Source organism: Corallococcus sp. bb12-1, from assembly GCF_026626765.1.
GTDB classification, from domain to species: domain Bacteria; phylum Myxococcota; class Myxococcia; order Myxococcales; family Myxococcaceae; genus Corallococcus; species Corallococcus terminator.
The window spans coordinates 133,244-159,075 of sequence record NZ_JAPNJZ010000034.1; the positions used below are offsets into that span (position 1 = coordinate 133,244).

The window sequence follows — 25,832 nt, forward strand, 5'->3', positions numbered from 1 at the left end:
CGACCCTCCGCCACCTGGATGACGTTGTCCAGAACATCACGGCCGCACGCGGCTGACATTCCGGGACGGCTGGGCTAACACCCGACACCGCGAATGGAAGTGATCCGAGCAGGCAAGGGCCCGATGCGCATCGCGGTGACAGGCGCCAATGGCGACTACGGCAAGCTGCTCCTGCCGAGACTGGAAGCAGACCCGGCCGTGGAGAGCATTCTCGTGCTCGACACCAAGGAACCGCAAGGAACCCACAAGGTCGAGTTCCACCGGGTGGATCTCACCCGTTACGACGCGGAGAGCGAACTGACGGATGCGCTCACGGAGCGCCCCGTGGACGCCCTCTTCCACCTGGCCTTCCTCTTCGGCCCCATCCTCAACGGCCCGCTGGCGCATGAGCTGGAGGTCATCGGCACGATGAACGTGCTGACGGCGGTGGGCCGCGCGAAGCTGCCCCGGCTGGTGGTGCCGTCGCTCACCGCGACCTACGGGGCCCGGGGCAACAACCCCGCGCTGCTGCGGGAGAACTCGCCCCTGTTCGGCTGTCCGCACAGCCGGTTCGTGAACGACAAGGTGGAGGTGGAGGGCCAGGTGCGGGCCTTCCGCGAACGGCACCCCGACACCCGCACGCTGGTGCTGAGGTTCGCGCCCCTGCTCGGTCGGAGCCTGGACAATCCAGCCACGCGCCTGCTGACCCAGGCCGTGGTGCCTACGCTGCTGGGCTTCGACCCGCTCTGGCAGGCGGTCCACGAGGACGACGCGGGCCGGGCGCTGCACCTGGCCCTGCGGGCGGAGGTGGCGGGGGAATTCAACATCGTGGGGCGCGGGGTGCTGCCGCTGTCCGGGCTCATCCGCCAGGCAGGCGCGCAACCGCTCCCCCTGCCAGGGCCGTTGTTTCGTGGAGCACTTCGCGCGCTCGGGGTGATGGGGGCGGGCACGTTGCCGGTGGCCCTGCTCGACTACATGCATTACTCCTGGGTCGCGGACGGGGAGCGCGCCGAGTCCGCCCTGGGGTTCGTGCCCCTCCACCACGTCAAGGACGCCGCCGCGGCGCTCCGAAGGAGCCAGTCATGACCAAGGGTGTCCTCGGGAATGATCCCTTCCAGCGGGGCGCAGCGCCCCGCGCGGACGACGCGCGGGAGGACAAGGCCGCGAAGAAGGCGCCCGCGTCGAAGAACGCCAAGGGCGCGAAGGACAGCGCCGGGAAGAGCGCGAAGTCAGGGGGCAAGGCCCGCGGCGCCAAGGCTTCCGCGAAGCCGGCCCAGAGCCCGAAACCTCCGAAGGCCGGCAAGGGTCGGGGCACGGACACGAAGCCGGCCGTGACGGCCCCGAAGACCCCCGCCGTGGCGGTCCACAAGTTCGAGGCGCGGGCGAACGCGCGCGGCGCGACGTCCGGGTCGCCCCAGGAGCACGAGGAACGGACCGCGAAGGCACCGCACGCGACCCGCGAGGCCCAGGCGGCTGGCAAGCGCGGGACTCCGCCCCCGTCGCGCGGCGCGGACGCATCCCCCCCCGCCTCGCGGGATGTCAGCGGCACGCCGGCCGGCAAGCCCGGGCATGGCGCCCCGTCGTCCCGCACCTCGGCCCCTGCCCACCCGGGCGACGAGCCCGCGCTGCTGCGTGAGCCCGCCGCGCCCCGTCCCTCCGCCTCCGGGTCGCCGCCCTCCCGGCCGCAGGTGTTCGCGGAGGAGGTGCATGCCACCCGTCCCGAGGAGCGAACGGTGGACCGCGCGATGACGGAGGCCCTGGCCGCGGACGCGGCGGAAGCCGCCGCGAAGACCGCCGTGGACGAGCTGCTCCCGGGACACCCGGGCCAGGACCGGAACATCGAGCGCGTCCTCGCGACGGAGCTCGTCGCCGAACTGGCCGAGTCCGCGGTGCGGCAGGTCCTGGACGACGGCGACGGCACCGCCTCCGAACGGGACCTCGCCACTTTCGTCGCGACCCAGGTGGCCGAGGCCACCGCCGGGGTCGCCGTGGATGAAGTGCTGGACCGCCAGGCCACCGCCCCCGAAGAGCGGGCCCTCTCCACCGCCGAGGACGGCGATGCCCACGACCTGGACGAGGACGAAGAGGAGGTGTGGACCGCCGACGCCTGGCAACGGAATCCGGACAGCGTGCCCGTGAATCCCCCCGAGGAGGCGCTGGACGAGGACGAAGGCGAGGAGGAGGTGTGGACCGCCGACGCCTGGCAACGGAATCCGGACAGCGTGCCCCCAAACGGTTCCCAGGACGCGGACGACCTGCTGGAAGGCGTGGAGCGCGGCGAGCAGGACGGCGTGCACATCTCCGTCTCCGTCATCGCGGGCGCGGCCCCGACCAACGTGGAGCCTGAAGTCGAACTGCCCGACGAGTCCCACGACGAATTGCCGCCCAGCCGGCGCATCCCCCTGTCCCTCGTGACCGACGAAGCACCTCCCCGCCGGGACGAACCGGGGCAGGGAGCCTCCGCCTTCGCCGGGACGGAGGAAGCCGCCCAGCCCCAGGGGCTCGCGGGACGCGCGGCGGGCATGTTCTCCCTGGCGAGGGAGATCGCCGGTCAGGCGCTCGCGAGCGAGGGCCTGGGGCGCGCGGTCGGCGCGATGCACGGCCTGATGGAAGCGGTGCGCACCGGCCTGGGCACCGGCGGTGGCAGCCGGCTGGACGACTACGGCAAGGACGCGGGGCTGGTGGAGAACCTCCAGCCGGTCCTCGACTTCCTCTACGAGCAGTACTGGCGCGTGTCCGTGGAGGGCGTGGATCACGTGCCCCGGGGCGCGGCCATCCTCGTCGCCAACCACTCCGGCGCCCTGCCCTACGACGGCCTCGTGATGTCCCAGGTGCTGCAGCGCGAGCGCCCGGACCTGCGCGAAGCGCGGTGGCTGGTGGAGGATCAGGTCTTCCACGCCCCCATGCTGGGCACCCTCTTCAACCGCCTGGGCGCCGTGCGCGCCTCTCCGGAGAACGCGCTGCGACTGCTGGATGAACACCGGCCGCTGGTCGTCTTCCCGGAGGGCTACCAGGGCGCGAGCAAGCCGTTCGCGGAGCGCTACCGCCTCAAGCGCTTCGGCCGCGGCGGGTTCGTGAAGCTGGCCCTGCGCACCGGCGCGCCCATCGTCCCGGTGGCCATCGTCGGCGCGGAGGAGACCTCCCCGCTGCTGGGCCGCCTGCCCGGTGGGTTCCTCGGGTTCCCGTCACTGCCGCTCACGGCCCCGGGCCCGCTGCCGGCCAAGTGGACCATCCGCTTCGGCGAACCGCTGACCATGGAGGGCCTGCCTCCGGAGTCCGCGGACGACCTGGGCGAGGTGCAGCGGCTCACCGAACAGACCCGCGAAGCCATCCAGTCCATGCTCCAGGCCCTGCTGCGCGAGCGCCGCTCCGTGTTCGCGGGCTGAGGTCCTGGCGACCGGTACGACGGGGGCTCAGCCGCAGACGCGGTTGCGCCCCTGGGTCTTCGCTTCGTAGAGGCGCTCGTCCGCCGCGCGCACCAGCTCCGCGGGCTCGCGGTGGTGCGGCTCCAGCGTGGCCACGCCCACCGACAGCGTGACGGGAACGACCTGCTTGTCGAACTCGAAGCGCTGCCGCTCCACCAGCTTGCGCACCTTCTCCGCGAGCTGCCGCGCGCCGCCCAGGCTGATTTCGGGCAGGAGCAGCGCGAACTCCTCGCCGCCATAGCGGGCGAACACGTCCTCGCGGCGGATGCGCGTGCGCACCGTGGACGCCAGTTGCTTGAGCACCGAGTCGCCCGCGAGGTGGCCGAAGGTGTCGTTGACCTCCTTGAAGTGATCCAGGTCCAGCATCACCAGCGACAGCGTGCGCTCGTAGCGGCGGCTGCGGGAGATTTCGCGATCCAACTGCTCGTCGAAGTAGCGGCGGTTGTAGATCTGCGTCAGGCCGTCCATCGTGGTCAGCCGGTAGATCTCGTCGTGGTACGCCGCCTCGATGTTGCCGCCCGCGATGAACTTGAAGATGGTGCGGCCAATCTTCACCAGGTCGCCGTTCTGCAGCGCCCGGCCTCCCGCCGCCACGTCGTCGTTGACGAACGTGCCGTTGGTGGAGCCCAGGTCCTCGATGCGCACACCCTTCGTGGTGTTGGTGATCCGCGCGTGGTTGCGGCTCACCGCCTCCTGATCAATCTGGATGTCCGCCTTGGACGAGCGACCAATCAGGGTCTCCTCGCGCTTCAGATCGAACTTACGCCCCAGGTCCAGGCCGTAGATGACCACCAGCGCCGCGTCCAGGTTGACGGGGCGCTCGGAGATCTTCGAGATGACGGTGACGACCGTCTCCTTCTGGCCCATGGCGTCGGCAAACGTATCACCGCGCAAATCGTGAAAGCGAATTCACGGCCGGCGCAGGTGCCTTCCCAGGTCGTAGAAGCACTGACACCCCGGTACGTCAGGGCACCCGAACCGTGCGAACGGCGGTGACAGCCGGGCGCAGCGGCAGGTGCAGCCCGTCCACAAGGGACGCCGCGAGCACCACCTCCGCGCCCGAGCACGTGGCGGGCAGCGTGAGCGCCACCTCGCCCGACCGCGAGGCCAGGTCGCTCGACAGCCACAGGCCGTCACAGCCCGGACCGCCACCGCGGACGGTGAGCATCACCCCTCCGTCATCGGTGAGCGCGGGGCCCACGCGGAAGCCGTCCACCCGCACCCGCACGGTGGCACCGCGCGTCAGCGAAGCCCCCTCCCCTGGCTCCACCCACAGCACCTGGGGTCGGCCCTGGTGCAGCGTGGACACGGAGCGAGTCGCCTCCGCGAGCGCTTCCGGAGAAAGTCCCCCGGACTCCGCCAGCGCCGGGGCGCCGAGCGAAATCCCTTCGGCCGTCGTCACGCGCAGGGCCTCCACCGACAGCGAGGCGCGCGAGCCTTCCGTGTCGCCCTGGAAGGTGCGGTCCTCCAGGCCGGACGGAGGCACGGGCAGGCGCACGCCGGACACCGCGCGGCGGCCATCCATCACCACGGTCCAGCGCCGTCCGGCCGCGTTGGTGAAGGTCGTGCGCACGACGGTCGCCAGCGGCACCGTGGCGTCCAGGCGCCACTCGCGGGGCAGCAGGCCGTGCCACGGCAACAGGTCCGGGTTGTAGCGGGAGCCTTCCGGGACGGCGAGGAAGGCGTCGGAGAACGTCACCGGCTGCGTGCCCTCCGGATCAAACCGGGGCGCATCCAGGGGGGCGAACACCGCGCTGGTGGCGGCGCCCGCGGGCACTTCACCCGTCAGGGGGCCCGACGACGCGAGCGCGAGCAACCGGTAGGGCTGCCCCTCCAATCCATGGTGCGCCGGGGCCATGCGCACGCGCACGAAGCCCGGGGTCAGGAGGCCCGGCTGGGTGTCCGTGAGCGGATCCGACGGGTTGGCGTTGACGGCGGCGCCCAGACCCAACGGAACGAGTCCCCGGCCGGGCACGGCCACCGTGCCCAGCACCAGGGCGCGCTCCGGATAGCCCTCGCGGAGCAGGGGCAGCGCGGGCACGCGCACGACGAAGGGGAAGCCCAGCGGAACCTGCCGGAAGTCATGCGTCACCGGCGTGGTGCGCACCCCTTCTCCCCCGCCCGGGGGACGCAGCGTGAACTGCACGTCGCGAATGATCGACGAGGAGAACCGCCCGGACTGGGGCAGCGCGCGCGCCAGGAGCAGCAGCGGATCCGTACCCGGATCCATCATCCCCGCCGGAAGCTCACCCGACGGCACCTGCGCGGTGAGGGCCCAGGCGGAGCGCGTGCCACAGGCGCCCGTGCGCATGGCCTCCTCCGGCTCCGCCACATCGGGGAGCCCGGAATCACAGACGCCGGCGATTCCAGGCGCGATGATATCGGGCTGCGCCGAGACGCCGAGTCCGAACACCCAGAGGTTGTCGGGCACCTGGAACCGGCGCGTCGCGCCCCCCAGCTTCAAGTCCACCGGCCGCTCGGGCCCGGTCACCTGGGCGGGGGCCGCTTCCGACGCGAGCCCTGGCACCGACAGGCCCGTGAGCCCCAGGGCCAGCGCGCCCCCGGAACCCACCGGAGCGAAGTTTTTGAACACCGAGCGCACCCCACCCGCGCGGTCCGCCGGATTGCGGCGCAGGGGCAGGCGCAGATCGCGCGAGCCCTTCACGTCGTAGTGGGCCAGCGTGAGGTAGCCGAAGTCCTCATGGAACACGGACACGCCCACCTCGCCGCGAGCTGCGACCACGGCCACGCCCACCGCGTCCGTCGCCTCGCGGGCCAGCGTCTGGCCCAGCGTGTCCGACACCAGCACGGACGCCCCCTTGACGGGATGCCCGGTGAGAGCGTCCGTCACCAGCACCCGCAGCTGATCCGGGGCGGCATGGGGGGGCAACACGGTGATGCGCGCGCGGCAGGTGGCCTTCCCCACGCGGGCCTCCACCGCTTCGGCCTCCGCGCCGGGCGAGGCCAGCGTGAAGGTGGCGCTGGGGCCCGTGCCAGTCCCCGTCACGAGCGCGGTCACGGCCTTCCAGGTGATGCGCTCGCCGAGGACGATGGCCTGCCCCTTGGCGTCGGAGACCCAGGCCTCGAAGCGCACGGAGGTGCCCACGGGCGCTACGACGCGCTCCGGCACCACGTGACAGACGGTGGCGAGGTCCTCCGGGAGCGGCTGGCCGCAGGTGCCGTCACGGCACACCTCACCCTCCTCGCAGGCGTCATCCCCGGTGCAGAGGGCGGGGACACAGCGGTTCGCATCACAGCGACAGCCCAGCGACTGGAGCTCACAGTCGAGGATGGCGTGCTGCTGTCCCCGGCGCTTCACCGAACAGTCGTCGTCGCTCCGGCACGCGGCCTCGCAGCGCGACAGGGCGGTGTTGCAGAAGAAGAGGGACGCATCCGCGCAGTCCTGATCCACCGTGCACGCGGCATTCGGGCTTTCGCCCTGGATGAAGGGCGCGTCCGAGTCGCCCATCGCGCAGCCCATGGCGCACGCCAACAGCAATGCGAGCACGAGACCGGGGGACCGGACCGTCAGGGGAACTGGACGCATGGGGGAACTCCGAGGGGGACCGGCCTTGGGTGGACCTTACAGGGGGACCGCCCGTGACGCGACCCGATGAGCACCCCATGCGCACATCCGGAAACACCGTGTATGTCCGGGCGGCGGGGAAATCCGACGGGCGGGCAGGCAAGTGTCGGTTGGCATCCGGCGTCCGGGGTCCCAGAATCGCCCGACGATGGCGCGCAGTGAGCCGAAGACCCTGGAGAGCCTGCTTCCCAAAGTGCTGGCGCGCCTCGCCGGAGAGTCCGGCCGTGGGATGTCGCTGATGCCCCTCTGGGTGGCCGCGGCCGGGGAGAACACCGCGCGCCACAGCCGCCCGCACCACCTGGAGGGCAAGACGCTCGTCATCTCCGTGGAGAACGCCGAGTGGGCCCAGGCCCTCACCCGCCAGGCCCCGTCCCTCTGCGAGCGGCTCAACGAAAAGCTCGGCCCCGGCACCGTGACGGCGCTCGCCTTCCAGTTGGAGTCCCGGTGAGGAGGGCCGCGCTCCTGGGCGTGCTGCTCGCCACGGCATGGGGCCCCTTCCCCCGCGCCTCCGCCGAGCCACCATCCTCGAAGGTGGCCTCCGTCACGCCCACCGACCCGGGAGCCGCGGCGCTCACGCCCACCGTCGCGGTGGAGACGCCCCAGTCCCATGAGGCCCGGGCCCGCATGCACGTCGCGCGCGAATTCGAACGCGTGGGCCGGCGCGCGCCCACCAGCGACAAGGCCCTGGAGACCGCGGCGCGGAGGCTCGCGCGCGAAGCGCTGAGCGAGTTCACCACCGGCGCCCCCGACCTGCTCACCCTCACCGAGGCCGTCAGTGAATCCGGCGCCGCGGATCCGTCACCCCGCGCCCTGGTCATCCGCGCCTGGGTGCACGCGCACGCCATCGAGACCTTCCTCGCCCGCGCGGACTTCAACGAGGAGCGCGCGAGCCACTACGGCGTGGGCGTGGCGTTCCTGGGAGAGCGGGCCGCGCTGGTGTTGCTGATGGCGGACCGAAAGGCGGAGGTCCTCCCCTTTCCCCGCACCCTGGCCACCGCGAAGACGGAGCGCATGGTCTGCGGCCGGCTGGCGTCGCCGCTGCGAAGTCCCGAGGTCTTCATCACCCGGCCGGATGGCGAGGTGGAGAGCGTCCCCCTGTCGCGCGCACCGGTGGGCACCTCTGGCTTCTGCGCCCAGCTCCCCTTCACCCGCTCCGGCACCTACACGGTGGAGGTGGTGGGTCAGGGCGACGCGGGACCGGAGGTGGCCTCGCTGTTCCTCGTGCAGGTGGGCGCGCGCTCGGCGAAGAGCGCACGCGAGGCGACCCGCGAGCCCACCACGCTGACCGAGGCCCGTGACGCACTCTACGAGCGCATCAACGCCCTGCGCCGCGCGCACCACCTGCCGGAGCTCGCGCCGGATCCGACGCTGGACGACGTGGCGCTGCGCTACAGCACGCGCATGGCCGCCGAGGGCTTCTTCGCCCACGTCGCGCCGGACGGGTCCACCCTCACGCGCCGGCTCCCGGAGGGCACCCGCTACATCCGCGCGGGGGAGAACCTGGGGCTGGCGGCGGGCCCGCTCGCGGCGCACTTCGGCATCGAGCACAGCCCCGGTCACCGCAAGAACCTGATGGACCCCGCGTTCCGCTTCATGGGCGTGGGCGTGGCCTTCCAGAAGATCGACGGGCGCGACCAGGCCATCGTCACGGAGGTCTTCACCGCGGCCTCGCCCGGCGCGGCGGCCTCCACGGATCCGCTGTCGGACGCATACGAAGCGCTGGCCCGCCACCGCGCCACGCTCAAGCTGCCGCCCCTGGTGCGCAGTGAGGTGCTGGAGCGACTGGCGCGCGAACATGCACGGCGCTCGCTCGAACAGGATGAACCCTCCGCCGGAGCGGGAGACACGTCCCCCCTGCACGAGCGCGTGTTCTCGGTGCTGCCCGACGCGGGCACGGCGTCGGTGGACTTCTTCGTCGTGGGAGACCCGGGCGCCATCCCCGAATCCCGCAGCCTCGCCACCGCCACCAACACCCGCGTGGGCGTGGGGCTGGTGAAGGGCAACTCCAAGCGCTTCGGCCAGGGCCAGTACTGGGTGGCCGTCATCTACGCCGCGGTCCGCTGAAGCCCGCGCGCCGGAAGATTTCCGCGCAACCCCGGGGCCCATCCCGGGTTGCCATTGCGCATGAACGTCTCCACGCGGAACCTGGGCCTCGTCCTGTTCGTCCTGCAAATCGTCACCACCGGCTGCGGTGACGGAGCGCCTCCTCCCGCCACCAGCGTCCCGAGCACGGAAGACACAACCACCACCGAGGCCGCGGCGCTGGGCTGTCCCACCCCGTTCATCGGCACGGGCGACCACGACGTCGTTATCACCCACGAGGGGCGGGCGCACACGTTCCACGTCCACGTGCCCGCGGGCGTGCGCGCCTCCACGCGAGTCCCCGTGGTGTTCTCCTTCCACGGAGGCTTCGGCACGGCGGACGGCGCGGAGCAGACGGCGGGCCTCGTGCCCTTCAGCGACGCGAACGGCTTCGTGCTGGTGCGGCCGGAGGGCTCGCCTGCGACGAGCGGCCAGGTGTGGAACGCGGGCTCATGTTGTGGCGCAGCAGCGGAGACCGACCAGGCGGTGGACCACGTGGGCGCGGTGCGGGTCTTCCTGGACACGCTCCAGACGCAACTGTGCGTGGACAAGAAGCGCGTCTTCGCCACCGGCCACTCCAACGGCGGAATGTTCTCCTACCGGCTGGCGTGCGAGCTGTCGGACCGCATCGCGGCGATTGCCTCCAACGCGGCGTACCTGATGAACCGCGACCTGTCGGTGCTGCCCGCGCGGACGCTCTTCACCTGCGCGCCGTCCCGGCCGGTGCCGGTGCTGCACATGCACGGCCTGGCGGATGGCTGCGCGCCCATCAACGGCGGCGTGAGTGGTCTGGACCCCGCCATCCGGCCGACGGCGCGCTACGGCGTGGACCTGTTCCGGGTGAACAACGGCTGCGGCGCGACGCCCACGACGACGTATTCGCAGGGCACGGCGTCCTGTTCGACCTGGAGCGGCTGCTCAGCAGGTGCGGACGTGACGTACTGCACCGAGGGCGGCGCGGGTCACGTCTGGCCGGGCAGCACGCGCTACCCGGCGGCAACGCGCACGCAGTGCGGAGGCGACGTCACGTCGGACCTCCAGGCGAACACGATGCTCTGGAACTTCTTCACCACGCATCCCATGCCCTGAGCTGAAACGCAGGGCAGCCAACCGTTTTCCCTGGCCGGAAGGTCGGGGGCGGAGGCGCGACGAAGGGATGTCCACGCGGACTCCGGCCACGTCCCCCTTCGGGCGTGGCCGGAAAAACAGCGTCATGCGCCCCGAAACAAAAGGACGCGTCCGTCGATAACTAGACGGGGCGACGCTGGGTCGCGTAGGCCTCGAGCCCCATCTGCGGAGGCGCGAGGTTGGCGTACATCGGGCACTTCATGCAGGTGAAGGACTGCCACCCACGACGCACGGCCTCATCGAGGCAGTTGTCGTAGTGGTTGCAGTTCAGGTTGCGATGCGTCTCGACGCCTGCCCGCTTCGGGCCGGCTTCGGGATTGATGGTCTGCGGCAGATCGGATGGACACGGCTTCATGGAGCCTCCCCTATGAGCTGTTTCCCCCCCCGAGGTCTGTGAACGAGCGGTGCTACCGACGGCAGGTCCGCCTGATGACACGACGGCGGTCCGGAGTAGCGCTCAACGGCGGCGCAACGTAAGGATTCCCTCCGGCTCGCGCAACGGGTGGACAACCCCGCGAGACCAGCCCGTGGGCGCGGGATCTAGGACTTGTCGGGCCGACTGTCAAACCGACCCCCGCCCACCTGTTGGGGAATGTCGCCTTCAAACCTCTCGTTCCGATGCCGCAAGGCCGCGATGTGAAAGGAAGATTCCATGAGTTGGACCGGCTGGGTGGCGGGTTGGGTGACGGGGGTGGCGCTGGGACAGTCCCCGGCGACTCTGGAGGCCGTCCGCCTGCACCGGCCTGACGCGGCGACCCTCGCCCGGGCGGAGCTCACCGCCTGCGAGTCCGCGAAGTGCCCTGACGCCGGCCGCCTGGGCCTGCTCGCCGGCACCCTGGTCCTCTCCGACGGCGACGCGGCCCTGGCCCGGGACCTGCTTGCCCGGCACACCGCCCCGCCTCCCCTGGAAGCCTTCCAGGCCTTCTACCTGGGGCAGGCGCGCTTCTACGCGGGCGACCCCAACGGCGCGGCCAAGGACTTCGAACGGGCGCTGGAGAAGGCCTCCCCGGCCCTCGCGGTGCGCGCCCGGGCCCGGTTGGGAGAGGCCCTGCTGGAGGCCCACCGCCCCAAGGACGCGGCCCCGGTGCTGGAGTCGGCGGCGGCGGCGCAGCCCACGGCGGAGCTGCTCTTCCAGCGGGCGACGACGCGCGCGGCCACCGGCAACGCGGCGGGCCTGCGCGCGGACCTGAAGGCGGTGGCGCTGCGCTTTCCCACCCACCCGTACGCGGATGAGGCGCTGGAGAAGCTGTCCGCGCTCAAGCCCGCGGTGAAGCTGACCCTCCCCGAACACCTCCAACGCGCGAAGGGGTTGCTCTCCGCGGGCGCGGCGACCCGGGCCCAGGAGGAGCTGGAGACGGCGGAGAAGCGGTCGCTGGTGAAGGGGGCCCCCGCGCAAGCGCAGGTGGCGCTGCTCCGGGCCCAGGTGCTCTTCGCGCGAGGCAAGCCCGACGAGGCGGAGAAGGCGCTCGCGGTGGCGCGCAAGGGCCCACCGGCCATCGCCGCGGAGGCCGCGCTGGTGGTGGCGCGCCGGGCGCTGCGCTCGGATGACAACGTGAAGGCGCGCGGGCTGATGGCGGCGCTGGACAAGGCGTATCCGTCCCAGGCCGCGGGCGAGGAAGGCGCGTTCTTCGCCGCCTGGCTGGACATGCAGGGTGGCCGCTTCGAGGACGCGACGAAGTCCTTCGTGGACTACGAGAAGCGCTACAAGGGTTCGCGCCGCCGCGACGAGGCCATGTGGTTCCGGGCCCTGGCGCACCTGCGACTGGAGCAGTACCCCCGGGCGAAGCAGGCCCTGGAGGAGCTGATCACGGCGTATCCGAAGACGGCCCTCGCGCCGCAGGCCCGCTACTGGATGGCGCGCGCGGACGAGCTGGGTGGCGGCAAGCCGGCCGTGGTGGGCCCGGCCTACGAGGCGGTCATCAGCGCCGCGCCCGCGTCGTTCTACGCGCTGCTGGCTTCGGAGCGGCTGCAAGAGCTGGGGCGCAAGCCGCCGGCCGCCTTCCCGCAGCCGCCGCAACAGCTCACCCTGCCCCGTCCTCCGGAGCTGGAGCTGGCGGTGGCCCTCACGCGCGCGGGCCTCTTCCGCGACGCGGCGGACGAGGTGCAGTCGCGCGTGTCGGGCCTGCGCTCGGCGGACCAGGCGCTGCCGTTCGCGCACGCGCTCCTGCACCTGGGCGAGTACGGCCACGCGCACAGCGTGGCGGCGCGCTACCTCTGGGGCCGGGCTTTCGGAGCGAAGGCCCCGGATGCGCTGGCCGCGTTCTATCCGCGCGCGTTCGCTCAGGCGGTGGAGACGGAGTCCACGCGGCAGGCGCTGGATCCGTTCTTCGTTTGGGCCATCATGCGGCGGGAGAGCGCGTTCCGCCCGGAGGTCATGAGCGCGGCGGACGCACGCGGGCTGATGCAGATCATCCCGCCCACGGCCACGGAGATCGCGCTGAAGATGTCGGAGCCCGCGCCCGCGCCGGCGGACCTCTTCGCCCCGGAGCGCAACATCCGTTACGGCGCGTGGTACCTGGCGCAGTTGATGAAGCGCTTCGCCCATCCGGCGCTCGCGGCGGCGGCCTACAACGCGGGACCCAAGGCGGCGGTGCGCTGGACGCAGGAGCGGGGCACGCTGCCGTTGGACCTCTTCGTGGAGTCCATCCCGTACAAGGAGACGCGCGGGTACGTGAAGCAGGTGCTCGCGGACCTGTACCTGTACCACCGCTTCTACGAGAAGGGCGGCAGCCAGGCCCGGCTCGCGATGACGGTGCCTTCGCCCGCCACGGACGGCGTCAGCTTCTGACGGACGCCTCAGGCACCGCGAACAGCCCGGCGGCGTTCAATCTCCTGCTCCAGGGTCCGCACGACGTCGGACAGGGGCATGCTGCTGGAGTCCACGTGCACCGCGTCGTCGGCGGCCTTCAGGGGCGCCACGGTGCGCGCGGAGTCGGCGGTGTCCCGCTGCGTCTGATCCGTGAGGACGGCCTCCAGGCTGCTGTCCACGCCCTTCTGGAACAGCTCCTCGAAGCGGCGGCGAGCGCGCACCTCGGGGTCGGCCGCGAGGAAGAACTTCGCGTCCGCGTCCGGGAACACCACCGTGCCGATGTCGCGTCCCTCCAGGATGGCGCCCGCCTCCGTCTCCAGCGCGAGCCTTCGCTGGAGCGCGAGCAGTCCCGCGCGCACCACCGGCCGGCCTGACACCTGCGAGGCGCCCATGGAGATGACCGGCGTGCGGATCTCCCCGGACACATCCTCGCCGCCCAGGAACACGTGGTTCTCCTCGCCCACCACCTGGAAGTGGATGCGCACGCGCCCGAGCAGCTCGCCCAGCTTCACGTCGTCGTCGAACGCGATGCCCTCGCGCGAGGCCATCAGCGCCACGCAGCGGTAGATGGCGCCGGTGTCCACCAGCGCGAACCCCAACCGGCGCGCGAGCAGCTTGGACACGGAGGACTTGCCCGCCCCGGCCGGCCCGTCGATGGCGACGATGAACGGACGCGGGCTCATGACAGGATCTCCTTCAGCGCGCTCACGCACCGGGCGTTCTCAGAGGGCGTGCCCACGGAGATCCGCAGGCAGGTGGGAAAACCGTTGCCCGCCATCGGCCGGACGATGACGCCCCGGCGCAGCAGTTGTTCGTACACCTCGCCCGCGGGCCGGTGGCAGTCCACGAAGACGAAGTTGGCGTGACTCTCCGACAGCGTGACGCCCAGCTTCGGCAGCTCCTGCTCGTAGTAGCGCAGGCCCGCGTGGTTGTTCGCCCGCGTCTGGCGCACGTGCTCCGTGTCGTCCAGCGCCGCCATGCCCGCCGCCTGCGCCACCACCGTGAGGTTGAAGGGCATCCGCGTGCGGTGCACGTACCCCACCAGCTTCGCGTCCATCACCGCGCAGCCCAGCCGGATGCCGGCCAGCCCGTGGATCTTGCTGAAGGTGCGCAGCGCCACGAGGTTCGGGTGCGCGCGGAACAGCTCCACGCCGCTCGCGTAGTCGGGCCAGTCCACGAACTCCGCGTAGGCCTCGTCGTGAATGACGAGCACGTCCTTCGGCACCGCGGCCAGGAACGTCTCCAGGTCCTTGCGTCCGAACGCCGTGCCCGTGGGGTTGTCCGGGTTGGCCAGGAACACCATGCGCGTGCGCGGCGTGATGGCGCGGGCCATGGCCACCAGGTCGTAGCGGAAGCCCTCGCGCATGGGCACCTCCACGAACGGGCGACCGTGCGCCTGCGCGGAGATGCGGTACGCCGGGAACGAACCCTTGCACAGGAGGATCTCCTCCTCCGGCGTGGTGAACGTGCGCATCAAGAGTTCGATGAGCTCGTTGGAACCACTGCCGAGGACGACCTCCTCCGGCTTCACGCCCAGGTGCGAGGCCAGTCGGCGCACCAGGTGGAAGCTCGTCGCATCCGGGTACAGGTGCACGGACGTGACGGCGTTCTTCATCGCCTCCACCGCGCGGGGCGACGGGCCCAGCGGGTTCTCGTTGGAGGCGAGCTTGATGACGCCGGTGAGGCCGTACTCCCGCTCGGTCTCCTCGATGGGCTTGCCTGGAACGTAGGCCTTGAGCGTCTCGACGTAGGGAGGAACGAGCGGTCGCATGCGAGATGAACCTCTTACTTGCCGGAGAACATGCCCAGCGCGCGGAACTTGTTGTAGCGGTCGCGCACCAGTTCGTCCGGCGACAGCTCCGCCAGTTGGCCCAGGTGCTTGCGCAGCGTCTTGCCCAGCGCCTCGGCCGCCTTGGGCGGATCGCGGTGCGCGCCACCGGCAGGCTCGGGGATGATCTCGTCGATGATCTTCATCTCCAGGAGGTCCGGCGCGGTGGGACGCATCGCATCCGCGGCCTTGTCCGCCTTGGTGGCGTCGCGGAAGAGGATGGACGCGCAGCCCTCCGGGCTGATGACGGAATAGACGCTGTTCTGGAACATCAGCACGCGGTTGCCCACGCCAATGGCCAGCGCGCCGCCGGAGCCGCCCTCGCCCACCACCGTGGAGATGATGGGCACGCGCAGCCGGCTCATCACCTCCAGGTTGACGGCGATGGCCTCCGCCTGCCCGCGCTCCTCCGCGCCGATGCCCGGGTACGCGCCCGGCGTGTCCACGAAGGTGAGGATGGGCTTCTCCATCCGCTCGGCCAGCTCCATCAGCCGGCGCGCCTTGCGGTAGCCCTCCGGGCGGGGCATGCCGAAGTTGCGCGCCATGTTCTCCTTCGTGTTGCGCCCCTTCTGATGGCCGATGACCATCACCGGCTTGCCGTCGAAGCGCGCGAAGCCGCCGACGATGGACGGGTCCTCTCCGAAGTGCCGGTCGCCGCACATCTCGAAGAAGTCCGTGAAGAGGAACTGGACGTAGTCCAGGAAGTACGGCCGGGCGTTGTGCCGCGACAACTGCACAATCTGCCAGCGCGTCAGGTCGCTGAAGATTTCCGTCTGGAGCTTCTTCGCCTTCTTCTCCAGCTTCGAAATCTCGGAGGAGAAGTCCACCGTGCCGCTGGTGGAGAGGACCTTCAGCTCCTCGATCTTCTTTTCCAGCTCGATGAGCGGGCGCTCGAAGTCGAGCGCGTAGCCAATGCCGGTTGCCATGGCGCGGAACTAGCACCAGGGTTCAAGCCTTTCAACGCGCAAGCGGTTACGCACCCCTGGAATGTCCCAGGGCCCCACCCGTCTGGAGCGACATGGTCCTCGCCCTGTCCCTGCTGGCCCTGACGCTGTCCGCCACCCCGCCCACGCCCCCCTCGGGCCAGGCCCTCAACACCCAGGGATTCCGGCTCTACCAGGCCGGCCAGTACCCGGAGGCCCTCTCCCGCTTCCAGGCCGCCGCCCAGGCGAAGCCGGACTACGCCCTGGCCCACTACAACGTCGCCGCCACCCTGGGCCTGCTGCGCAAGCAGGGCAAGGTGTGCGAGTACAGCGCCCACCGCGACGTCATCGTCGAGAAGCTGACCACCGCCGTGCGCCTGGATCCGCGCCGGCTCAAGCGGGCCAAAGCCGACGCCGACCTGGACGTCATCCGGGACACGCTGGGCTGGCAGAAGCTCTTGGGCCGCACCCCGGAGAAGGTGGCGGACGTGCCCGCCCTCGTGCGAGCGGTGTCCTGGTACGGCCCTGGCGTCGGCGTCTACGGCACCACCCGCTCCCTGCGCTTCCAGGACGGCGGACGGGTGGAGTTCTGGCAGCGGGAGGTGGACGACTCCGGCACGCCCCGCGAGTCCCGCACCCCGGGCACGTACACCGTCCGGGGCCGGGCCGTGGAGGTGACCCTCAAGGGCCGCAAGGCCGTCTCCGGCACCCTGAGCACCGGGGGCGTCCTCACCTTCCCGGAGGCGCTGGGCACCTTCACCGACAGTCCCTCGGAGTGCGACGCCTGAGCGGGAAGTGACGCCCCGCGCACGCCTACACCCGCGCAAGGGCGCATCACCCTGGCGCGCCTGCCTGCCGGTGCCCATCGTGTTCCCGGGAGCGGGGGATGCCTGTGCACGGACTGAACGCGAGGCAGTGGGGGTTGGTGGCGATTGTCGCGGCGGGACCTTTCGTCCTCGCCTTCCTGTTGGGCGCGGCGGCGCCGGAGCTGCTGGCGCCGGTGCTCGGCACGCCGCTGGGAGGCCTGAGCTGGCTTGTGGCCACCGGGCTGGGAATCCTGGGCGGCGCCCTCTTCGCGCGCATCCTCGCGGCCCTGCAGCGCCCCCGCATCCAGAAGTCCCCGACGCTGCGGCGGGTGGGCACGCTGGGCGGAGCCGGGGCGGTGGTGAGCCTGTGCATCGTGCCGGCGGTGATGCTGCTGCTCGCAGGCCCTGCCCTGGCCACGTCCCTGGCGCGGGAACCGCTTCCAGCGCCCCAGAACCTGCGCTCCCTGCGCTCGAACGCCCTGGAGCTGCTGGGACAGGCCCGGCGCGTGCTCCCGCACCGGCTGCCGCTGTCCCAGCTCCTGCTGCCCGGCCCCCGGTAGGAGGCCGGCGCCCTCGTCAGGCCGCCTTGATCTTCGCGGGCGGCGCGGACAGCGCGTACCACGCGGTGCGGAACGCCTTGAGCTCGCGCAGTCCGGCGGGGTGACGGCCCAGCGCGGGCGCCATCGTCACCGGCAGGCCGATCTTCTTCTCGATGGCCTTCGCCGCGTTGAGCTCCAGCTTGCGGCGGTTCTCGCACTTCTCGCAGGTGGACTTGGGGCCCACGCGGTTGACGAGCACCCGCTCCACCTGGAGCTTGCGCTCCTTCAGGTACTCCACCAGCCGCTCCGTGCGGGACGCCGCCAGCTCCTCGCCGCGCGTGACGACCACGAAGCGCGACTCGCTGGGGGACGCCAGCGCGTCCTCGAAGCGCTTCACGTGCTTGATCATCCCCGCGATGTCATCCGCGAGATCCGCCAGGCCCTTGGCGCGGTGCTTGTTGAGCACCGTGTGCAGCGCGCCCAGCCACGTCTTCGCCGTATCCGCCAGCTCCACCACGCGCACGGACATCACCACCGGCGACGAATCCACCACGATGCGCTTGAAGCGCTCCTGCACCAGCGCGTCGGTGAGGACGGACATGGCCGCCAGCTCGTCGATGCCCGGGGGCGCGCACTCCAGCAGGTTGCGCAGGTAGAGCAGATCCGCCGGCACGTCGTTGCCCGCCTTGGGCGCGCCCTCGAAGGCCTTCTCCGCCTTCTCCTTCAGCCGCTTGCGCAGGGCATTGAACCAGCCCGCCATGTCCAGCTCGCGCGCGTACAGGCCCTTGGTGCCCTTCACCTGGGTCTCGGTGTCGGTCAGCCGGCTCTGCAGCACGTCCGACAGCGAGTGCGCCGGATCCGTGGAGATGAGGAGCACCGGCCCCTCCTTCTCCGTCAGCGTCACCGCCGCGGCGGCGGCGCAGGAGGACTTGCCCACCCCGCCCTGCCCCACGAAGAAGATGAGCCGCGTGGGCGGCAGCGGGGGCGCCGCGATGGGCGGCATGGAGGGCGCGCGCACCAGCGCCGGGGGACCTTCCGCCGCGCTGAACTCCAGCGCCTTGGTCTCCTTGCCGGCCGCCCAGACCTCCGCGAACTCCTTCAGCCCATCCAGTCCCCGGGGCGCCACTTCACGGCGGCCCAGCAGGTTCACCGGCACGGTCTTGTCAAGCGCCTGGTACTTGCGCACGTGGGGCGCCTGCAGCCCGCGGCGGCCCTGACACGACGAACAGCCCTCGTGGTCCTCCACCTGGTTGACGATGACCTCCGTCACCGGCAGACCGCGCTCACGCAGCTGGGTGAAGTACGAGCGCGTCTGCGCCTCGGGCACCGGCTCCGCCAGCGTCACGAGGTGGAACGCGGTGCGCGCCGGATCCTTCAGCAGCGCGAGCAGCTTCTCCGCCTTCTGGCCCACCTGCTCCAGGAACCCGCCCGGCGAAGCCGCGGCGGCCTCCGCCTTCTTGCCCTTGCCACCGGAGGCCGGCGCCTTGTCCTGCCCTGCGCGCACGAAGCCCAGGAACTTGCGCAACTGGGTCGGCATATCGAACAGGCGCAGCGTGTGGCTGCTGGGCGCCGTGTCGACGATGATCCGGTCGAACTCGCCCGCGTCCAGCAGATCCACCACGTGGAAGAGGGCCACCAGTTCCTCCAGCCCCGGCACCGCCTGCTGGTAGAGCTTGCCCATCTCCTCGTCCGACAGGTGCGTGCCCTTCACCGCCGCCTTCGCCAGCGCCGGGAGGTACTCCGTCAGGAACGGCTTGAGCAGCGCGGCGGGGTTCAGCTCCACGCCCCACAGCCCGCCTTCGCCCTTGCCCGCCTGCAGCTTGGTGGGCTTCGTCGGCAGCTTCTTCTTCAGCAGATCCGACAGCGATTGGACCGGATCCAGCGAAACCACCAGCACCTTGTGCTTGGGAGCGTCTTCGGAGAGCCTCACCGCGTACGCTGCCGCGAGCGTGGTCTTGCCCACCCCGCCCTTGCCGCCGAAGAAGTGAAGAACTCGCGCGTCGCTCATTGCGTGTAGCCTTCCTGTGCCCCCCCGGCGGCACCCCAGATGACTCACGTCGGACGACCGCGCCCAGGGGGGCGGAAGTGGCCCGGTATGAACCTTCCCGGCCGGGCCCTCACCAACGGGTGGGAGAGGCCCGGAGGATCCCCCGTCCAGGGGTGAAAAGTCAAGAATTGACGGGGGTTTTCGAGACCTCCCCCTGCCCTCCAGGCCGCCCGGGAAGGCCCTGCCCGCGCCACTTCTGGAGCGGTTTGAAGGGCTCGAAATCCCGGGAGATCCGCCTACCCGTGGGGTCAGCGGTTCAGATAGCTGCTGCTGGCGCCCAGGGGCCCGTCGTTGCCCTGGCCGCCCAGGCTTCCGCCGCCCGGCGAGCCCTGGGCCCGGTTCTCCGCCGCGTAGCGGTTGAGCTTGTTGTAGAGCGTCTTCTCGCTCACCCCCAGCACCTCCGCCGTGCGCGCCTTGTTGTTCCCGTTGCGCTGCAGGCTGCCCAGGATGTACTCGCGCTCCACGGCGTCCAGGCTCAGGCCGAACGGCAGCTTGAACGTGTGGCGCTCCGGGCCCTTGCCGGCCATGTCGGGCGGCAGGTGCTCGCGGGTGATCAGCTCCCCGTCGCAGAGGATGACGGCGCGCTCTACGGCATTGCGAAGCTCGCGGATGTTGCCCGGCCAGTCGTAGTTCTTGAGCACCTCCATGGCCTCCGGGTGCACGCCGGAAACTCGCTTCGCGGAGTCCCCACGGAACTTGTCCACGAAGTGCTGCACCAGGATGGGCACGTCCTCCCGACGCTCGCGCAGGGGCGGCAGGTGCAGTTGGAACACGTTGAGGCGGAAGAAGAGATCCTCGCGGAAGCGCTGGTTCTTGATCTCCTGCTTCAGGTCGCGGTTCGTGGCGGACAGCACGCGCACGTCCACTTCGATCTCCACCTTGCCACCCAGCCGGCGCAGGCGGCCCTCTTCCAACACGCGCAACAGCTTCGCCTGCAGGTCGATGGGGATTTCGCCCAACTCGTCCAGGAAGAGCGTGCCGCCGTGGGCCATCTCGAAGACGCCCGGACGGCGCTGATCCGCGCCGGTGAAGGCGCCGCGCTCGTGGCCGAAGAGCTCCGACTCGATGAGGGTCGCGGGGATGGACGCGCAGTTGATCGCGATGAAGGGCTTGTCTCGGCGCAGGGACAGGTTGTGGACCGTGCGGGCGACGACTTCCTTGCCGGTGCCGGACTCGCCGCTGATGGAGACGCTGGCCTTGGACGGGGCCACCTTCTCCATCATCTCGATGACCTTGCGCATGCCGGTGGAGCTGGCGATGAGGTCCGTGGAGCCCAGCTGCTTGAGGCGACGCCGCAGCGTCTGCACCTCGCGCATGGTCTCCTTCTTCTCCAGCGCGCGGTCGATGCAGACCTTGAGCCGCGCGGTGTCCAGCGGCTTCACGATGAAGTCGTACGCGCCCTCGCGGATGGCCTCCACCGCGGTGTCGATGGTGCCGCGGCCGGTGAGGAACACCACCGGGCAGTCGGGCAGCTCCTCGCGCAGGTTTCGCAGGAGCCACAGGCCGTCCGTCTCCGGCATGGCCAGGTCCGACAGGACGACATCAGGCCGGAACTCACCGGCCTTGCGGAGGGCGTCATGCCCGTCGAACGCGGTCTCGACCTTGTGACCCCACGCGGACAGCATCTCCGCGAGGGCCTCGCAGGTCTCACGTTCGTCATCCACGGCCAGGATTCGTGCGCTGCCCAAGGTGAAAACCTCCACTGCGATGAAGCGTGATGAAACCGAAGAAGCCCGTCAGCGCCCGAAAGGGGCGATCAGGCGCGCGGGAAGACGAGGCGGCAGGAGCCCGCCTGGATGCCGAATTCGATGCCCAGCTGGGCCGCACGGAGCGTCAGGGCCGCCACGGTGTCGGACGCCTGCTCGGGCCCCGTGGAGCCGTCCTCCACCTCCAGCACGGCGAACGCATCCTCCGCGCGCACGGAGACCACCACGGTGCTGCCGGAGTCCGCGCGGTTGAAGGCCCGCATCAGCACCTGCACCAGGAAGAACCCCAGCTCGGTGGTGTCCTCCAGCCGCGCCTGCACGTCCGGTTCAATGGCGCGCTGCACCTGCACCCGGCGCCGGCGGCTCTCGTGGCCCAGCACGTCCAGGGCCTTGCCAGTGGCGTCCGACAGCGACGCGTCCCCGGAAGGGCCCGCGCCGCGGAACACGATGAAGTCCGAGAACAGCTTGAGCAGGCCGTCCACGCGCTGGATCTGCTCGCGCATGGCCTTGAGGTTCTTCTCCTGCGTGGCCGGCACCTGGCCGGACTCACCCTTGAGCTTCTCGGAGAGGACCTCCAGGTGGATGGCCAGCGCGTTCAGCGGATTGCGCACGTCGTGCAGGAGGCTGTCCATCAGCGCCGGCACGGCGTCGTAGCGGGCAGCGCCCACCACGGGATCCGACACTTCCTGGACAGAGGACACACTGCTTGCCATCGCTGATGAGCTAACCACCTGGAACTCCTCGGAATTTCCGCCGCCCCACCCCCGCCGCCGCCCTACCGGAGCCAGGATTTAGGGAGCACCCTGGGGATTGGCAACCCTGGGTCGGTAATTCTTGCCGGAGTTCTGAAATTCCCGTGTGGAGACGCACACTTACGAATGCCCCCAAGTGTCTTTCAGCCAACGGGGATCCCATCCCCCTCCCACCGCGTGTCCAGGGTCTGTCCACCCGTGGACAAGGGAGGGCCCTCAGGTGCCGGGGGCGGGAGGCTGGGCGGCGGGACCCACGCCGATGAGCTGCAGGCCCAGGCGGGCGGCGTACTCGAAGATGCGCGGGTCCCGGTAGAACTCGCCGAAGACGATGCGCGTGCAGCCGCTGTTGGCGATCAGCTTGAAGCACGGCCAGCAGGGGCTGGCGGTCGTGTAGATGGTCGCTCCGTCGATGGAGACGCCGTTCTTGGCGGCCTGGATGATGGCGTTGGCCTCCGCGTGGACGGTGGCCACGCAGTGGCCGTTCTCCATCATGTGGCCCACGTCGTCGCAGTGGGGCAGGCCCCGGATGGCGCCGTTGTAGCCGGTGGACAGGATGGTCTTGTCGCGCACCAGCACCGCGCCCACGTGCTTGCGATCACAGGTGGCCCGCGTGGCCACCTGCAGGGCGATGTCCATGAAGTACTGATCCCAATTGCCCCGAGCGGACATGCGCGAACCTCCGGATGACGTGCCCCCGTGCTCTACCGCCGGGGCACGCCCTGTCCAGTTCGCGAATCCAGCACGGAACCTGCCACGTCCAATCAGCGACTCGCGGTCTTCTGCGAACCCACACCGTCCGCGTCCGTGCCGCGCTCCAGCAGGCGGCCGAAGCCCTTCGCCTGGAGGAAGCCGCGCACCTTGGCGCTGGGCGCGGCGAACGTCTCACCGGGCATGGGGACATCGAAGCTGAAGTTCTGGGCCGCCACCTCGAAGTCCACCTTCGCGGTGCGGTAGCCCTCCACGATGGCCAGCAGCTTGCCCGTCTCCAGGCTGAAGATGCCGCCGCCGGAGGCCCCGTACCCGATGGGTGCGTCCGTCTTCAGCATGCGCGGGTGCTTCGTCTCCTTGTCCCACTCCACCTGGGAGACCATGCCGCCGGAGATGGACAGCGCGCGGCCGTACGGAGACGCCGCCACCACCACGTCCTCGCCCGGCTCCAGTTCGTCGTCGCCGGCCAGGTCCGCCGCGGGCCACGTCACGCCCGTCACGCGCAAGAGCGCCAGGTCCACGTCCGGCACCTGGCCCGTGGCGACCACTTCCGCGGCGTATTCGTGCGACTCCGCGCGCCGGTCCAACACGACCTTGAGCACTGGGGCTACCAGGTCGCCCTGCTCCACCGCGTGCGCGTTGGTGAGCACGTAGCTGACGGGCCCCGCGTCACCGGTCTCCGTGCCAATCACGACGCCCGACGCCGAACGGCGCACCTTGCCGTCCTCCGTCGTCACCAGCCGCACGTTGAGCGGGAGGATGCGCCGCACCATCGCCTTGCGCGTCGGCTGGGCCACGGGCGCGGGCATCGAACGCACGCGCTCCACCACGAGCGGGGCCTGCGTGTGCATCGCGATCGGGGGCTCAGCCGCGCCCGGGGAGGGAGCACTGGCGCACGACACGAGGGCCAACAGGACGGGGGTGCCCAACAGCAACCGGTTCATCAACGCTCCAGGCAGGAAGAGGCGGGACGGGAGACGACGACACACGCGCGAGTCGGCAGCGGTCCCCATCATCCCGAGCCCGGGCCCGGATTGAAAAGCAGGCGGGCAGGCATCCTCTTCTTGCGGGTGCCTGCCCTGGCCCGTCCTCACGTCATGCGTAGCGCTGGCGCATGAGGAACAGGATGGCGTCCTTCGCGCAGAACTCGCAGTAGCCGTAGCGCTCCGCCATCGTCTTGAGCGTGCCCTGCACCTGGGCCTGCTCGCGCGCGGAGAGCTGGTTGCGGTCCTCGGAGAGGTACTTGAGGACGTTCTCCTTGTTCTTGCGCAGCACCCGCTTGCGCTCCTCGAAGTAGTGGTCGCGCAGGCGCTTGAACATGTCCGGGAAGATGCGCGGGTAGTCCATCACGCCCTCCGGGTTGTCCAGCCGGTGCGCGCCAATGGAGGCGATGAGCCCCCGGCGGAAGTCCGCGGGCGCCTCACCCTGCGGCATGACGATGGCCTCCACCTCCGCCATGCGCGCCTCGTCCGGCTTCTCCGACTCGCCCGTCACGCGGTTGCGCATCTTCTCCCCGCGCACCCAGTGGCTGACGCTCTGGATGTAGCGCTCCACCAGCTCCCGGTACTGGCCTTCCGAGACAAGCCCCATGGAGTCGCGCACCTCCGAGTCCACCCGGTCCAGGTACTCGGTCTCCACCACTCGCACGAAGGTTTCGTGGTCGTGGTAGCCGTCCATGACCTCCTGGAGGAGGAACTCGTAGACGCTCTTGTCCTTGCAGAGCGCCTGCAACTCCTCCAGCACCGCCAGCGCGTGCAGGCACTTGTAGTCGGGGTTCTGCGCGGCGTTGAAGAGCGCGGTCTTGATTTCACGCGCGCTGGCGCCGGAGCGGCCCTCGTAGTTCGGATACGACTCCGACTCCTCGTACATCTCCTCGCGCAGCTTGAGCAGCTCCTTGGTGTTCGTCGAGCTCAAGCGCCCGGGCGCCCCACCCTCCTCGTACAGGTGCAGCTTCTCCGCCGGCGCCACCTGATCCACCAGGGGCTTCACGTTGGGCGGGTAGCGGTCCGGGATGGGCTTCTTCAGGCGCGTGAGCACCGCCCACATCGCGGCCACCTCCGTCGCGTGCGGGGCGACGTGCTTGCCCACGCTGGTGGCGGTGATCTGCGCGTCGTAGATCTCCTGCTCGACCTTGTAGCGGCGCAGGTACGGCACTCGCACCAGCTCGATGCGGCCCTTGAACGACGCGAAGTCCGGCAGCTCCTTGAAGGCGGACAGGTGCTTCTCGTTGGACGAGGCGATGAGCACCTCGTCCAGCTGGAGGACGAAGGGCTCCAGGGGCACCTCGCTCGTCTCGCTGAAGCCCAGCAGGTACTTGAACGCCTCCAGCGGGCGCTTGAGCAGGTCCGCGTATTCGATGAGGCCCCGGTTGGCGTGCACCAGCGGGCCGTGCGGTTCGAAGAGCACGGTGCTGTGCAGCGCGGCGGGGAGGTTCAACTGGGTGCGGTCCGCGGAGATCTGCTGCGCGGCGGCGTCCACGCTCATCTGCGGCTCCACCGTCACCGTGCCCACCTGGTAGCGGCGCGACACGTAGAAGCGCTCCACCTGCACGTGCCGCAGGACCTTGAGGTAGTCCCCGCCATAGGAATTGAGCAGCGCGGTGTAGATGCGCCGGCACTTGGCGCACAGCTCGCCGTCGCGCAGGTAGTCGGAGAGGATGAAGTCCTCCGTCTTCCCGTCGCCCAGGCCCTTCTTCTTGAGCGCGCCCTCCAGCAGGCTCTTGCGCTCCGACGGGGGCACCGCGAACAGCGGGTGGTCGCGCAGCTCACAGGGCATCCGCAGGTCCAGGGACTCCGCATCCAGGTGGGCGAACGTGGTCAGCTCACCGTCGCCGGAGCCTGTCCCCGGGCGCTCCCCGAAGCCGATGGAGCCCTTGATGAGCTTCTCCGACGGGAAGACCCAGGCGATGCGGTACATGGCCCCCTGGGGCTGGCGGGAATAGTCCTCCATCCCCTGCTTCAGCGCGTTGACCAGGCTGGACTTCGCGCTGCCGTTGGGGCCGTGCAGCATGATGAGCTTGTTGATGCGGCCGGCGCGCACGAAGTTGCCCAGCAGGCGGTAGAGCGCGTTCTGGATCTCCTCCTGCCCGGCGACGCGGCCGTCCCGGTCCGTGGAGGGCGCGTCGAAGACCTTGAAGCGCCGGATGGTCCCGGTGGGGTGCGGCACCTGTTCGGTGCCGTAGTGGTCCATCACATCCCGCAGATACTGCGCCGCGTTGCGCGCCTGGCCTCGCGGGTCCGCGAAGAAGAGCGTCAGGTACTCCTCGAACGAGAGGATGGACCGGTTCTTGACGAAGTCGGCGCTGACCTGCGCGCCCACCTCCTGCAGATAGCCCTTCGCTTCCACGGCGGCTCCCCTCTGGTGCGTGGGTGAATCCCTCGGATGTAGCCACGGCGCAGGGCCGTCGCATGTGAACCCCGGGGGATGACCTTCGTTCCCGTCCCCCGGGATGTAAAGCGAGCCCCCCTCCCCCCAGGGCCGGTGTGTTCGGGGGCGAGCGACCGGCCAGGCCCGT

Annotated in this window: 20 protein-coding genes; 8 read left to right on the forward strand and 12 right to left on the reverse strand. The window is 70.5% G+C overall.

All coding sequences use genetic code 11. The annotated features are described in order from the left end of the window. Positions 1-93 precede the first annotated feature (93 nt). Both OV208_RS39705 and OV208_RS39710 read left to right on the forward strand, forming a co-directional pair. Entirely contained in the window at positions 94-1,065 is a 972-nt protein-coding gene (locus OV208_RS39705) for an SDR family oxidoreductase (protein WP_267579183.1), read from the forward strand. Continuing rightward, positions 1,062-3,365, forward strand: a complete 2,304-nt coding sequence (locus tag OV208_RS39710; RefSeq protein WP_267579184.1) for a 1-acyl-sn-glycerol-3-phosphate acyltransferase — start codon at positions 1,062-1,064, stop codon at positions 3,363-3,365. The genes OV208_RS39705 and OV208_RS39710 overlap by 4 nt, the downstream gene beginning before the upstream one ends. Before the next feature lie 27 nt (positions 3,366-3,392). On the opposite strand, the gene OV208_RS39715 is transcribed toward OV208_RS39710, so the two are convergent. Together OV208_RS39715 and OV208_RS39720 are read right to left on the reverse strand one after the other, a co-directional pair. Further along, positions 3,393-4,271, reverse strand: a complete 879-nt coding sequence (locus OV208_RS39715) for a GGDEF domain-containing protein (RefSeq protein WP_267579185.1) — start codon at positions 4,269-4,271, stop codon at positions 3,393-3,395. A gap of 97 nt (positions 4,272-4,368) precedes the next feature. Beyond that, positions 4,369-6,951: a carboxypeptidase regulatory-like domain-containing protein gene (locus OV208_RS39720; protein WP_267579186.1), complete on the reverse strand. Its 2,583-nt coding sequence runs from the start codon at positions 6,949-6,951 to the stop codon at positions 4,369-4,371. A gap of 187 nt (positions 6,952-7,138) precedes the next feature. Here OV208_RS39720 and OV208_RS39725 point away from each other — a divergent pair, with 187 nt between their 5' ends. From OV208_RS39725 to OV208_RS39735, 3 genes are read left to right on the forward strand one after another with little or no spacing between them, the layout of a single operon-like run. Further along, on the forward strand, positions 7,139-7,438 hold the full coding sequence (locus OV208_RS39725) for a DUF721 domain-containing protein (RefSeq protein WP_267579187.1): 300 nt from the start codon (positions 7,139-7,141) through the stop codon (positions 7,436-7,438). Next, entirely contained in the window at positions 7,435-9,054 is a 1,620-nt protein-coding gene (locus OV208_RS39730) for a CAP domain-containing protein (protein WP_324291458.1), read from the forward strand. Before OV208_RS39725 ends, OV208_RS39730 begins: the two co-directional genes overlap by 4 nt. Before the next feature lie 60 nt (positions 9,055-9,114). After that, the gene (locus OV208_RS39735) at positions 9,115-10,161 is read left to right on the forward strand and encodes an alpha/beta hydrolase family esterase (protein WP_267579188.1); all 1,047 of its coding nucleotides are present in this window, start codon (positions 9,115-9,117) and stop codon (positions 10,159-10,161) included. 160 nt (positions 10,162-10,321) lie between these two features. On the opposite strand, the gene OV208_RS39740 is transcribed toward OV208_RS39735, so the two are convergent. Next, positions 10,322-10,555, reverse strand: coding sequence for a hypothetical protein (locus OV208_RS39740; protein WP_014396719.1), 234 nt, complete (start codon positions 10,553-10,555; stop codon positions 10,322-10,324). Between the two features lie 297 nt (positions 10,556-10,852). On the opposite strand from OV208_RS39740, the gene OV208_RS39745 reads away from it, so the two are divergent. Then, the gene (locus OV208_RS39745; protein ID WP_267579189.1) at positions 10,853-12,988 is read left to right on the forward strand and encodes a transglycosylase SLT domain-containing protein; all 2,136 of its coding nucleotides are present in this window, start codon (positions 10,853-10,855) and stop codon (positions 12,986-12,988) included. 8 nt (positions 12,989-12,996) lie between these two features. Here OV208_RS39745 and cmk read toward each other — a convergent pair whose 3' ends face one another. Genes cmk through OV208_RS39760 form a run of 3 tightly spaced genes read right to left on the reverse strand, consistent with a single transcriptional unit; the run spans position 12,997 to position 15,763 of the window. Continuing rightward, the gene (gene cmk / locus OV208_RS39750; protein WP_267579190.1) at positions 12,997-13,692 is read right to left on the reverse strand and encodes a (d)CMP kinase; all 696 of its coding nucleotides are present in this window, start codon (positions 13,690-13,692) and stop codon (positions 12,997-12,999) included. After that, positions 13,689-14,780 carry a histidinol-phosphate transaminase gene (gene hisC, locus OV208_RS39755; RefSeq protein ID WP_267579191.1) on the reverse strand — a complete coding sequence of 364 codons (1,092 nt, stop codon included), beginning with the start codon at positions 14,778-14,780 and terminating at the stop codon, positions 13,689-13,691. The genes cmk and hisC overlap by 4 nt, the downstream gene beginning before the upstream one ends. 14 nt (positions 14,781-14,794) lie before the next feature. After that, positions 14,795-15,763: an acetyl-CoA carboxylase carboxyltransferase subunit alpha gene (locus tag OV208_RS39760; RefSeq protein WP_267579192.1), complete on the reverse strand. Its 969-nt coding sequence runs from the start codon at positions 15,761-15,763 to the stop codon at positions 14,795-14,797. Positions 15,764-15,855: 92 nt separating this feature from the next. On the opposite strand from OV208_RS39760, the gene OV208_RS39765 reads away from it, so the two are divergent. Next, entirely contained in the window at positions 15,856-16,548 is a 693-nt protein-coding gene (locus OV208_RS39765; RefSeq protein WP_267579193.1) for a tetratricopeptide repeat protein, read from the forward strand. Positions 16,549-16,646: 98 nt separating this feature from the next. After that, positions 16,647-17,126: a hypothetical protein gene (locus OV208_RS39770; RefSeq protein ID WP_267579194.1), complete on the forward strand. Its 480-nt coding sequence runs from the start codon at positions 16,647-16,649 to the stop codon at positions 17,124-17,126. 16 nt (positions 17,127-17,142) lie between these two features. Here OV208_RS39770 and OV208_RS39775 read toward each other — a convergent pair whose 3' ends face one another. The 6 genes from OV208_RS39775 to OV208_RS39800 form a co-directional block, all read right to left on the reverse strand. After that, complete coding sequence (locus tag OV208_RS39775) at positions 17,143-19,113, reverse strand: ArsA family ATPase (protein WP_267579195.1); 1,971 nt, start codon at positions 19,111-19,113, stop codon at positions 17,143-17,145. A 287-nt stretch (positions 19,114-19,400) separates the two neighbouring features. Further along, entirely contained in the window at positions 19,401-20,840 is a 1,440-nt protein-coding gene (gene nla6 / locus OV208_RS39780; RefSeq protein ID WP_267579196.1) for an enhancer binding protein Nla6, read from the reverse strand. A gap of 68 nt (positions 20,841-20,908) precedes the next feature. Continuing rightward, the gene (locus OV208_RS39785; RefSeq protein WP_120545728.1) at positions 20,909-21,571 is read right to left on the reverse strand and encodes a histidine kinase dimerization/phospho-acceptor domain-containing protein; all 663 of its coding nucleotides are present in this window, start codon (positions 21,569-21,571) and stop codon (positions 20,909-20,911) included. 255 nt (positions 21,572-21,826) lie between these two features. Then, positions 21,827-22,279, reverse strand: coding sequence for a deoxycytidylate deaminase (locus OV208_RS39790; protein ID WP_267579197.1), 453 nt, complete (start codon positions 22,277-22,279; stop codon positions 21,827-21,829). Between the two features lie 92 nt (positions 22,280-22,371). Continuing rightward, positions 22,372-23,262, reverse strand: a complete 891-nt coding sequence (locus OV208_RS39795) for a S1 family peptidase (protein WP_267579198.1) — start codon at positions 23,260-23,262, stop codon at positions 22,372-22,374. A gap of 151 nt (positions 23,263-23,413) precedes the next feature. Further along, positions 23,414-25,663: a PrkA family serine protein kinase gene (locus OV208_RS39800; protein WP_267579199.1), complete on the reverse strand. Its 2,250-nt coding sequence runs from the start codon at positions 25,661-25,663 to the stop codon at positions 23,414-23,416. Positions 25,664-25,832 lie beyond the last annotated feature (169 nt).

Excerpts from the sequence above, each read along its gene's own strand:
- OV208_RS39705 (WP_267579183.1), top strand. The coding sequence starts at position 94 with ATGGAAGTGATCCGAGCAGGCAAGGGCCCGATGCGCATCGCGGTGACA.
- OV208_RS39710 (WP_267579184.1), top strand. The coding sequence starts at position 1,062 with ATGACCAAGGGTGTCCTCGGGAATGATCCCTTCCAGCGGGGCGCAGCG.
- OV208_RS39715 (WP_267579185.1), bottom strand. The coding sequence starts at position 4,271 with ATGGGCCAGAAGGAGACGGTCGTCACCGTCATCTCGAAGATCTCCGAG.
- OV208_RS39720 (WP_267579186.1), bottom strand. The coding sequence starts at position 6,951 with ATGCGTCCAGTTCCCCTGACGGTCCGGTCCCCCGGTCTCGTGCTCGCA.
- OV208_RS39725 (WP_267579187.1), top strand. The coding sequence starts at position 7,139 with ATGGCGCGCAGTGAGCCGAAGACCCTGGAGAGCCTGCTTCCCAAAGTG.
- OV208_RS39735 (WP_267579188.1), top strand. The coding sequence starts at position 9,115 with ATGAACGTCTCCACGCGGAACCTGGGCCTCGTCCTGTTCGTCCTGCAA.
- OV208_RS39740 (WP_014396719.1), bottom strand. The coding sequence starts at position 10,555 with ATGAAGCCGTGTCCATCCGATCTGCCGCAGACCATCAATCCCGAAGCC.
- OV208_RS39745 (WP_267579189.1), top strand. The coding sequence starts at position 10,853 with ATGAGTTGGACCGGCTGGGTGGCGGGTTGGGTGACGGGGGTGGCGCTG.
- cmk (WP_267579190.1), bottom strand. The coding sequence starts at position 13,692 with ATGAGCCCGCGTCCGTTCATCGTCGCCATCGACGGGCCGGCCGGGGCG.
- hisC (WP_267579191.1), bottom strand. The coding sequence starts at position 14,780 with ATGCGACCGCTCGTTCCTCCCTACGTCGAGACGCTCAAGGCCTACGTT.
- OV208_RS39760 (WP_267579192.1), bottom strand. The coding sequence starts at position 15,763 with ATGGCAACCGGCATTGGCTACGCGCTCGACTTCGAGCGCCCGCTCATC.
- OV208_RS39765 (WP_267579193.1), top strand. The coding sequence starts at position 15,856 with ATGGTCCTCGCCCTGTCCCTGCTGGCCCTGACGCTGTCCGCCACCCCG.
- OV208_RS39770 (WP_267579194.1), top strand. The coding sequence starts at position 16,647 with ATGCCTGTGCACGGACTGAACGCGAGGCAGTGGGGGTTGGTGGCGATT.
- OV208_RS39775 (WP_267579195.1), bottom strand. The coding sequence starts at position 19,113 with ATGAGCGACGCGCGAGTTCTTCACTTCTTCGGCGGCAAGGGCGGGGTG.
- OV208_RS39785 (WP_120545728.1), bottom strand. The coding sequence starts at position 21,571 with ATGGCAAGCAGTGTGTCCTCTGTCCAGGAAGTGTCGGATCCCGTGGTG.
- OV208_RS39790 (WP_267579197.1), bottom strand. The coding sequence starts at position 22,279 with ATGTCCGCTCGGGGCAATTGGGATCAGTACTTCATGGACATCGCCCTG.
- OV208_RS39795 (WP_267579198.1), bottom strand. The coding sequence starts at position 23,262 with ATGAACCGGTTGCTGTTGGGCACCCCCGTCCTGTTGGCCCTCGTGTCG.